The 1,022-nt window shown below is 52.8% G+C and carries 2 protein-coding genes; both read right to left on the reverse strand.

The genetic code is table 11. The features are described from left to right. Positions 1–219: 219 nt before the first annotated feature. Positions 220–537 carry a hypothetical protein gene (locus F1735_RS33810; RefSeq protein WP_167241407.1) on the reverse strand — a complete coding sequence of 106 codons (318 nt, stop codon included), beginning with the start codon at positions 535–537 and terminating at the stop codon, positions 220–222. Beyond that, a partial coding sequence (locus F1735_RS37665) for an RHS repeat-associated core domain-containing protein (protein WP_308628288.1) occupies positions 516–1,022 on the reverse strand: 507 nt, incomplete at its 5' end. The genes F1735_RS33810 and F1735_RS37665, both read right to left, overlap by 22 nt.

A 1,022-nucleotide genomic window follows, 5' to 3' on the forward strand; every position in this document is an offset into this window, starting at 1 on the left:
GATACGAAAGGAATACGTTCGACGTCAAAGCGACTGATACAACTCTTTCCGCACTGCTCCCTCGGCATGTTGTCGGCACTGGACCCGAGCTGTTATACCCTTGTGGAAAATAGAGCGGAAAGTAAAAAACCACCTCAATCCGACCAACGGATATCGAGGTGGTTTTTTCATTTAGCCATGAATCAGCTCGTGTACATTTTCACATACAGCCCGCATCCTCTACGAAAATTCGTAAGCCTCTCCAGAGGGCCAAAAAAATTCGAACTCATCACTCATTGCTTCAAGAACTGAATTGACATCAGTGGCTATTTGAAGGGCCTGCAACAAGTCGATTCCCTTGCGATCAGCGTAAGTCTCCAACAGTCCACTATATTCAACAGGGCATGCACCAACTTCGCCATCCACGACCCAGTACGGCGTTCCAATACGGACTACAACGTCCTTATTGGACCCATCTGTTTTCGACTTGGCGATCAAGTGTCGCTCTGCGATACAGCTTTTCAAATTCATTCCCATTAGTGTTGCCCCTTCAAACATTCGCTTTCCGTTTTCGATGCAGCGATATAGCACGCCATGCGCTTATTTGCATTTCGTTCGGCTTTGCAATCAGAAATTATATCGTCATACAATTTGGCGCAATATTCTCGACGACTATCCGAAGCACTGCACATCATGCTACCGATGGCGCCGCCAATCGCAGTCCCGGCCCATATGCCGCCCGCCGCGCCAGCCCTACTGCCACCGATTGCCCCGACGGTCGCACCAGCACTAGCGCCTGCTGCCGTCCCTGCGACCGGTACGATGGAACCGGCGGCGCCGCCAACAATTCCACCAGCTGCCCCTCCGGCGGCTCCACCCCCATAATATCCGGCTGCGCCACCGACTGCCCCGCCTACCGCTTTGCACGCGGCCATACAGGTCGAATCCAATCCAAAGGGATCAATGAACGTCAGTGGATTTCCCCCGACATAGCCGTACGTATTGATCCCGCCGCCAAGCCCGATCGGATCGCTCTGCACATA

The sequence above is a fragment of the Massilia genomosp. 1 genome, from assembly GCF_011682185.1.
Lineage (GTDB): Bacteria > Pseudomonadota > Gammaproteobacteria > Burkholderiales > Burkholderiaceae_D > Telluria_A > Telluria_A rubra.

What these genes read in the sequence shown, in the direction of transcription:
- F1735_RS33810 (WP_167241407.1), bottom strand. Translation starts at nt 537, where the DNA reads ATGTTTGAAGGGGCAACACTAATGGGAATGAATTTGAAAAGCTGTATC.